The organism is Mycolicibacterium pyrenivorans (assembly GCF_025821625.1).
Classification (GTDB): domain Bacteria; phylum Actinomycetota; class Actinomycetes; order Mycobacteriales; family Mycobacteriaceae; genus Mycobacterium; species Mycobacterium pyrenivorans.
This window is the reverse complement of sequence record NZ_JACKSH010000288.1, coordinates 36,045-42,837: the sequence shown is the minus strand read 5'-3', so window position 1 is coordinate 42,837 and position 6,793 is coordinate 36,045. Positions and strand designations below refer to the sequence as shown.

The window sequence follows — 6,793 nt, the reverse complement described above, 5'->3', positions numbered from 1 at the left end:
CGACTGCATCGGCATCCCGAGGAGGCGCAACGCATTGGCGACGACGATAAGAGTAGAGCCTTCGTGAATGAGCACGGCGGGACCGATGCCCAGACCAAAGACCGTCGCCGGGATGAGGACCGCGACGATTCCGAGACTGGCCCACAGATTCTGCTTGATGACGCGNGAGNAGCGGCGGCTCAGGCTCACCGCAAACGGCAANGCGCGCAGGTCGTCGGCCATTAACGCAACGTCAGCGGTCTCCAACGCCACGTCGGAGCCCGCCGCCCCCATCGCAATACCCACATTCGCGCCAGCCATCGCGGGCGCATCGTTGACACCGTCACCGACCATCCCAACGCGGCCGCCGCGTTCCCGGAGGGCGGCGATCTGAGCCACCTTGTCCTCGGGCATCAGNTCGCCGCGAGCGTCGGCGACACCGACCTCGGCGGCGACGGCATCGGCCACCCGCTGGTTGTCCCCCGACAGCATCACGGTGTTCNTCACGCCGAGTGCGGCAAGACGTGCTACGACCGCCGACGCCTCCGGCCGAGGAAGGTCCATCAATCCGATCGCGCCCAACCATCGGTCGCCCGCGCGGACGAGCATCGTTGTGCGCCCCGCCTGTTCGAGTCGATCCACCTCTGCCGCCAACTCAAGCGGCGGGGGCTGAGCGGCGTCGGTGAACAACTCCGTCTTGCCGATCCAGACCTCAATCCCATCGACGGACGCGACGATGCCGCGGCCGATCACCGCACGGACGTCGGACGCGCGGGGTGTCACCGCACCGGCCAGGCGCTCGCGGCCATCGCGGACGATAGCGCGGGCGAGCGGATGGTCGCTTTGCTCCTCCACGGCCACGGCGATCCTCAACAGTTCGGCGTCGTCGCTGTCTGCTGTGGCGCAGACATCGGCGATCCTGGGCCGCCCCTCGGTGAGGGTGCCGGTCTTGTCAAAGGCCAGCACGTCGACCCGGCCAAGTTCCTCCAATGCGGCACCGCCCTTCATCAGGATGCCGGCCCGCGCCGCCCNCGCCACCGCCGACAACACCGCGCTGGGCGTGGCNATCGCCAGCGCACACGGNCTGGCCGCCACCAGAACGGCAAGCGCCCGGTACACCGTGTCAGTAAACGGCTCGTCGACCACGAACCCGGCGAAGAGCAGCAGGACCACACCGACCAGGATCACGGGCACGAAAACGCGCTGGAACCGGTCGGTGAAGCGCTGCGTGGAGGTGGTCTTGGTTTGCGCCTCGGCCACCAGACGCACCACGCGGGCCAGGGTGGAGTCACCNGCGAGCCGGGTCACCTGAACCTCGATGGCGCCGGCACCGTTGATGGTGCCGGCGAACACCCGCGATGCCGCGTCGATGAGCTCGGGTGACGCGGCGGCTGCCGCCACGTCCGGGACCGGACTCTTGTCGACGGGGACGCTCTCCCCGGTCACCGGGGCTTGNTCGATGCTGCTGCTGCCTGCCACGACGAAGCCGTCTGCGGCCAGACGCATGTTGGGGCGCACGACGACGATGTCNCCAANGCGCAGGTCCGCAACGGANACTTCGACGGTGTCGCCNGTGCCGCCGCGCCGCACCAGCGCCGTCTTCGGGGCGAGTTCGGCGAGCGCTTCGATCGCCCGGCGAGCCCGGCCCATCGCATAGCCCTCGAGTGCGTGTCCGACGCTGAAGAGGAACAGAAGGAGCGCGCCTTCGGCGATTTCGCCGAGCGCCGCCGCACCCGCGGCAGAGACGAGCATGAGGAAGTCGATCTCAAACCGGCCCTGCCGCACACTGGCAAAGGCTTCCTGCACGGTGAAGAACGCGCCGAAGAAGAACGCCAGGCCGTAGACCACCACCTCGGCCGAGCGCGGCGTATCGGCGAAGGCAGCCAGTAACCAGCCCGTGAGCAGCAGCGAGCCCGCCAGTCCCGCGAAGACCAGTTCGGTGCGCTCGCCGAAGATCCCGCCGTGACCNTGTTGATGGTCGGCGCCGTCTNTCTCGTGCGCGACGGCGGCTTCAACCGCGGCGGCACTCCTCGACGGCGCCACCTGCGCAGCAATGACGTCTACAAGCTCTTGGGCCGTCACCGTCGCCCGCTCGAACTCCAGCTCGATNGAATCGGGTGTCGCTACTGCNGCGACCACGCCAGGCATCGTCGAGAGCGTGTCGGCGAGCGCAGTTCGTATCGNCTCGTCGTCATGAGTGCCTGTAGTCAACCAGCGAAGGTGCCCGTACGTCGACGTGATCGTGTCGGCCGCCTGCAGAGCCCGCCGCTGCACTTCTGTTGCGGACGCAGCCTCGGCGTCGTAGTGCACNCCAGCGAAGGTGCCCGTACGTCGACGTGATCGTGTCGGCCGCCTGCAGAGCCCGCCGCTGCACTTCTGTTGCGGACGCAGCCTCGGCGTCGTAGTGCACNCACAGGCGGGGTTTGGTCGTGTCGCCATCGATGACGTGGGCCACTTCGATGATCCCGTCATCCACTAGGCCGCGCGTCAGGCGGTCAGCACAACGCTCGTCGCTACCGGGAAGCAGGTCTGTCAGGTCGAGAGCCAGGGTCCTATTCGTGGGCGTTCCGTCGTGGCCGAGCCGGCTCACCCTCTCGCCGTTGCGATCTGCCATACATGCGATAATACGCATGTGTGCATATGAACCGTCAACCCTCGTCCACGAAGTCAGCCACGTCGGCACGATGCGTCACACCGATGTCGATTGAGCGGATGCATCGACCAGAAAGATTCGATGGCGAGCGCGGCGCCGCCGAGAGACAATCGCCGCCGCCCACGTCCGGCGTGCGGGCGGCTGCCACGACCCGTGAACGTTCACGGCGTGTCTAGCCCATCGCATGACGGAGGGTGGGGGTCATCAAGGAGATATCCGAAGCCATTGAGCCGCATATCCGTTCGGAGCGGTGGGCTCGGTCGATTAGCTGATAGCCATTTCCTGAGCGCGGCGGCTTGGTGCTCGCGGGAGGCATCGACCACGCCGGCGTCGTCGAGAACGAAGTAACAGAGGGTTGCTTCGCCGTAACGACCGTCGATCATGCCCACGTCGGCAGTTGCCCTAACGTCGGCTGCCGCGACGCGAATTTCGAGGAGCGTCCAATCGGCGGGCGATCCTGAACCTGGACGCCGGCGCAACCATTCCTGGAACTCCACGTGTAACGCGGACGGCAGGGGGTGCCCGCTGCGGGATAGGGCTGTGACCACCACCAGTAGGGCCTGGCTCGGCTCACCAACATGTAGCGCCGTGAGCGCGGCCAAACGCTGCTCTTCTGATAGGCAGGGTTCGGCGGCCTCCCACATCACCTCAGCCATCTCGAAGTCTCCCCTGATCACTTCGACGGCCCAGGCGATTCGCCGACCCACCTTGGCTTCGACCGCGGGCGCATCTGCCTCAGAATCCGAACGTCCTGCGAATGGCGTTGCATCAGAATGGAATGGCGTACTTTCTCGCTTTTCGGCATCATGGCGGGCCGTTTAGGTGCGCACTTCGACGTCGTCGATCCTGGTGACGTCGCCGTCCTCGGGACCGTGCGCGCGACCCACGTGGGCTTCGGCGCGCATCCGCTCGACCATGTGCGGGTAGTGCAGCTCGAAGGCTGGACGCTCCGACCGGATGCGGGGCAGCTCGGTGAAGTTGTGCCGCGGCGGCGGGCAGCTGGTGGCCCACTCGAGCGAATTGCCATAGCCCCACGGATCGTCGACGGTGACGACCTCGCCGTAGCGCCAGCTCTTGAAGATGCCCAGGATGAATGCACCGATGGTGGACACGATGTTCAGCGTGGTGAAGCCGTCGCTGGGCAGGTAGTCGGCGTAGCGGCGCGGCATGCCCTCGTTGCCCAGCCAGTGCTGCACCAGGAACGTGGTGTGGAAGCCGATGAAGGTTAGCCAAAAGTGCAGTTTGCCGAGGCGCTCGTCGAGCAGGCGGCCCGTCATCTTCGGGAACCAGAAGTAGATGCCCGCGTAGGTGGCGAACACGATGGTGCCGAAGAGGACGTAGTGGAAGTGCGCGATCACGAAATAGCTGTCGGTGACCTGGAAGTCGATCGGTGGGCTGGCCAGCAGCACACCGGACAGGCCACCGAGCAGGAACGTGACGATGAAGCCGATGGAGAACAGCATCGGTGTCTCGAACGTCAACTGCCCCTTCCACATCGTGCCGATCCAGTTGAAGAACTTGATGCCCGTCGGTACCGCGATCAGGAATGTCATGAACGAGAAGAAGGGCAACAGCACCGCACCGGTGGCGTACATGTGGTGCGCCCACACCGCCACCGACAGCGCCGCGATACCGAGCGTCGCGTAGATCAGGGTCGTGTAGCCGAAGATCGGCTTACGGCTGAACACCGGGAAGATCTCCGACACGATGCCGAAGAACGGCAGCGCAATGATGTACACCTCTGGATGGCCGAAGAACCAGAACAAGTGCTGCCACAGCAGAACACCGCCGTTGGCCGGGTCGTAGACGTGCGCGCCCAGGTGGCGGTCAGCGGCCAACGCGAACAATGCCGCGGTCAGGAGCGGAAACGCCAGCAGCACCAGGATCGAGGTCACCAGGATGTTCCAGGTGAAGATCGGCATCCGAAACATCGTCATGCCCGGCGCACGCATACACACCACGGTGGTAATCATGTTGACCGCGCCTAAGATTGTGCCCAGCCCACCGACGATCAGGCCGAGAATCCAGAGGTCGGCGCCGGCGCCTGGTGAATAAATGGCACTCGACAAGGGTGTGTAGGCGGTCCAGCCGAAATCCGCAGCACCACCGGGGGTGATGAACCCGGCAGTGGCGATCAGCGCGCCGAAGAGGAAGAGCCAGAACGAGAAGGCGTTCAGTCGCGGGAACGCGACATCGGGGGCGCCGATCTGCAGCGGCAGCACCAGATTCGCGAAGCCGAACACGATCGGGGTGGCGTAGAACAGCAGCATCACGGTGCCGTGCATCGTGAACAGCTGGTTGTACTGCTCGTTGGACAGGAACTGCAGCCCCGGCACCGCCAATTCGGTGCGAATGAACAACGCCATCAACCCACCGATGAGGAAGAAGGCGAAACACGCGACGCAATACATCATGCCGATCAGCTTGTGATCGGTGGTCGTGATCAACCGGTAGATCAGGTTGCCTTTCGGGCCCATCCGGGCAGGAAAAGGACGGCGTGCCTCCAGTTCCGCGATCGGTGGCGCATCGGCAACCATTGAATCCCTTCCGCCACGCGCCGGAACGCGCTCCCATTATCTACTGACTAGATACGTAGGATACTCTACGGCGGAGCTTAGTACTACCTTGCGTAGCTGCGCCATCCCGGATCCGGGCGTGAGCCACATCGCCCGGTGACGGGTGCCCCGCCGGGGCGGGTGCAGAGCACTCGCGCCCGCTCCGGCCAGCGCTGAAGGGTCGTTTTCTGCGCGCGCGGCGTTGCGCTATCCGGCGACGACGGGAGTTGTTTCGAGGTGGGTCGCCGAACGACATCCATCCTTGGCGATCGTCCGTAACTCGCAATCTACTACGTACGTACCAAGGATCGAGATTGTGTGCAGCGCTGCGTTCTGACGTAACCAAACTGATTGCGCCTCAACCCTTTGCGCGAAGCATGTTGCCATGCCGGGGGGACCTCGCTACGGTCGGCGGCTTGCCCAATCGCGGGCATTGGGTTAGCGTCTCGCCAACCAGATAACGAATTGGTAACGGCAAAGGATCGTCTCGAAGTGGTGCATCACCGGATCGCGCAACCAAACGCGCCGGCCGATCTCGCCAACGACGTCACCGAGATCATCGCCCTCGGCGAGTTCGGCGCGATGCTGGATATGCCCAACTATTGCACTGATCCCCTTGCCATCGAGCTCGCGGTGTTGAACGCACCTGAACTCGACGACCTCAACGATGTGGTCGACGAGTCTCCGCGGCTGCTCCTCTCACCGAGAGATGCTTCGAAGTCAGAACCGCCGACCGTGCCAATCCCCGTCGGCGGGGCAAGGCTTCCGGGAAGCCCACTTCCGTCTCACCGGGCGCTGTCGGGCGCTACCGTCCGCGCTTCTTGTGGGGCGCATCGAAAAATCCCCCCGGCCACCGGCGCGGCGCACAGCAGGCTGGTCGTCACGGCTATCGCCGTTGGCGCGATCGCTGCCGCAGCGAATACAGCGGTCAACGCAGCCGATGCGCAGCAGCCGGTTTTGGTCGCAGACACTGCGGCGTCCCCGGCTGCCCTGCCCGACCCTTCGGGGATGCAGATCATCCCAGTGGCGAACAGCTTTGATGCCGGGATCCATCGACAGGAGTTGGCCAACGGGGCGGCCTACGCTCAGGAGCGGGCACAGCGGGAGGCACGACTTCGGCGCCCACAGTTCGTTTTTCCTTCCCGAGGCATCTTGACATCGGGCTTCGGAGCCCGGTGGGGCACCCTGCACGCCGGTCTCGACATCGCCAACGCCGTCGGTACTCCGATATACGCCGCATCAGATGGCGAGGTCATAGCTTCCGGTCCGACACCGGGTTTCGGCATGTGGGTCAAGATTCGTGCCGGGGACGGCACCGTGACGCTCTACGGGCACATTGACACCACCATGGTGCAAACCGGCCAGCGGGTGATGGCCGGCGACCAGATCGCCACCATGGGCAACCGAGGCAATTCGACAGGACCGCATCTGCACTTCGAGGTGCATCGCAATGGAACTGACAAGATCGACCCGATGGCGTGGTTGGGGGAACGGGGAGTACCCGACGGCTAGGCGCCCTGGAGAGGCCGGGCGATCCGAGGGGTCGAAGGCCCGGCCTCATGGCCGGCAGCATTCGCGAAGTGCATGCCCGCCGCTGAAGGCTACC

General features: G+C 65.0%; 4 protein-coding genes. 1 reads left to right on the top strand and 3 read right to left on the bottom strand.

From position 1 onward, the window contains the following. From H7I57_RS31835 to ctaD, 3 genes are all read right to left on the bottom strand, one after another. A partial coding sequence (locus tag H7I57_RS31835) for a heavy metal translocating P-type ATPase (protein ID WP_443678349.1) occupies positions 1-1,731 on the bottom strand: 1,731 nt, incomplete at its 3' end. A 1,062-nt stretch (positions 1,732-2,793) separates the two neighbouring features. Beyond that, the gene (locus tag H7I57_RS31830) at positions 2,794-3,288 is read right to left on the bottom strand and encodes a hypothetical protein (RefSeq protein ID WP_041801146.1); all 495 of its coding nucleotides are present in this window, start codon (positions 3,286-3,288) and stop codon (positions 2,794-2,796) included. Positions 3,289-3,450: 162 nt separating this feature from the next. Further along, entirely contained in the window at positions 3,451-5,169 is a 1,719-nt protein-coding gene (ctaD, locus tag H7I57_RS31825) for an aa3-type cytochrome oxidase subunit I (protein WP_264028450.1), read from the bottom strand. A 510-nt stretch (positions 5,170-5,679) separates the two neighbouring features. Between ctaD and H7I57_RS31820 the strand changes: the two genes are divergently transcribed. Next, complete coding sequence (locus tag H7I57_RS31820) at positions 5,680-6,699, top strand: M23 family metallopeptidase (RefSeq protein WP_011896140.1); 1,020 nt, start codon at positions 5,680-5,682, stop codon at positions 6,697-6,699. The last annotated feature ends 94 nt before the right edge of the window (positions 6,700-6,793 follow it).